The 1,481-nt window shown below is 64.9% G+C and carries 2 protein-coding genes; both read left to right on the top strand.

The window, feature by feature from the left end; all coding sequences use genetic code 11:
• Nucleotides 1-81 precede the first annotated feature (81 nt).
• Nucleotides 82-426 carry a hypothetical protein gene (locus tag AX669_RS06700; protein WP_136788130.1) on the top strand — a complete coding sequence of 115 codons (345 nt, stop codon included), beginning with the start codon at nucleotides 82-84 and terminating at the stop codon, nucleotides 424-426.
• 95 nt (nucleotides 427-521) lie between these two features.
• Nucleotides 522-1,454 carry a DDE-type integrase/transposase/recombinase gene (locus tag AX669_RS06695; protein WP_082740667.1) on the top strand — a complete coding sequence of 311 codons (933 nt, stop codon included), beginning with the start codon at nucleotides 522-524 and terminating at the stop codon, nucleotides 1,452-1,454.
• Nucleotides 1,455-1,481: the final 27 nt, after the last annotated feature.

Here is a 1,481-nt window from a genome sequence, read left to right as displayed (position 1 = left end):
GTCCACCCCTGACTGTCAGCCTGGGTGTGAGTCACTCAGGAGGTGGGTATGCGCAGATGGACTGCGGAAGAGAAGACCGCGTTGGTGCAGCAGTATGTGGCGTTGCCGCATGGCACGAAAGCGGCGTGGTTGCTCGAGCAGGGTGTGTCGCGTCATCAGATCATGACGTGGCGCAAAGCGTTCTACTTCGGAGACCTCGAACGAGACCTCGTGCCCCGCGATACTTCACACATGACAGTTGCTGACGGCGCGCGTTTGGCGCGCGTGGAACAAGAACTCGCCGCCGAACGCGCAGCCCGCGCGCGGGAGGCGCAGACGCATGCTGAGCAGGTTGCGCGGCTGGAGGCATCGAACGAGGCGCTGGGAAAAGCTATCGGGCTCTTGCACGAGTTGAACGCGCCGCAGGAGCCCACGCCCGAGTCCTGAACGAGGCCGATGCCGCCCGCCATGCGGCGTTCCTCGAAGCGGAGAACACCCTGGTCGCCGAGCATGTCGCGGCCGGCTATTCCCAGCGTGAAGCGTTGAAGATCATCGGTGTGGCGACCTCGACGTGGCACTACCGTCACCATCCACGCGCTCGCGTCGCGGACCCGATCGCGCACACCGAGCGGTATCAGCCGTGCGCGCTCAGCTCTGAGGAGCGCGCCCAGATCGTGTCCGCGATCCGTGACGGTTGGCACGAGCAGCGCAGCGTGGAGCAGTCGTTCTACGACGCGTTCGATGCGGGGCGGCCGGTGGCGTCTTTGTCGACGTGGATGCGGTGCGCGCGTGGCTTGCACGGGCCACGGCCGGTGCGTCGACGCCGTACGCGGCGCACGGTCGCGATGCCGCAGTGGGAGGCGTCCGCACCGAACGAGGTGTGGTGCTGGGACATCACGAAACTTCCCGGGCCATACACGGGGGTCTGGTATCAGCAGTACACGATCATCGACGCGTTCAGCCGCACGATCATCGCCAGCAGCGTCGAGACAGATGAGTCCGACGAACTCGCGGTCGCGTTGTTCCAGGCCGCGACAGAACGTGAGGGTGTTCACCCGCGGATCGTGCATTCCGATGGTGGGCCGGCGATGAAGTCGGTACTGCTGGCCGACTTCTACCGTCATGCTGGGATCAGCGCGAGCCGGAATCGTCCGCGCGTGTCGAACGACAACCCGCACATCGAGTCCTACTTCAAGACCGAGAAGTACCGTCCCGACTACCCGAGCCAGTTCACCAGTGTTGAACACGCGCGCGAGTGGGCCGAGCACGTCGTGCACGATTACAACACGCGTCATCACCACAGCTCACTGGCCGGGTTCACGCCCGAACAGGTCCACACCGGCACCTGGGTCGATGTCCACACCGAACGCCAAGCCGTCCTGGATGCGCAGTACGCCGCGAACCCCGAACGCTACCGAGGCCGGCGCCCCATCGCCGCCACAACACCCGAAATCACCCAACTCAACCCCACGTGACTCCAATCAGGTTGACAGCTTCCGCAC

The organism is Dermacoccus sp. CCH2-D9, from assembly GCF_001556795.1.
Lineage (GTDB): Bacteria > Actinomycetota > Actinomycetes > Actinomycetales > Dermatophilaceae > Dermacoccus > Dermacoccus nishinomiyaensis.
This window is presented reverse-complemented; position numbering and strand designations above follow the sequence as displayed.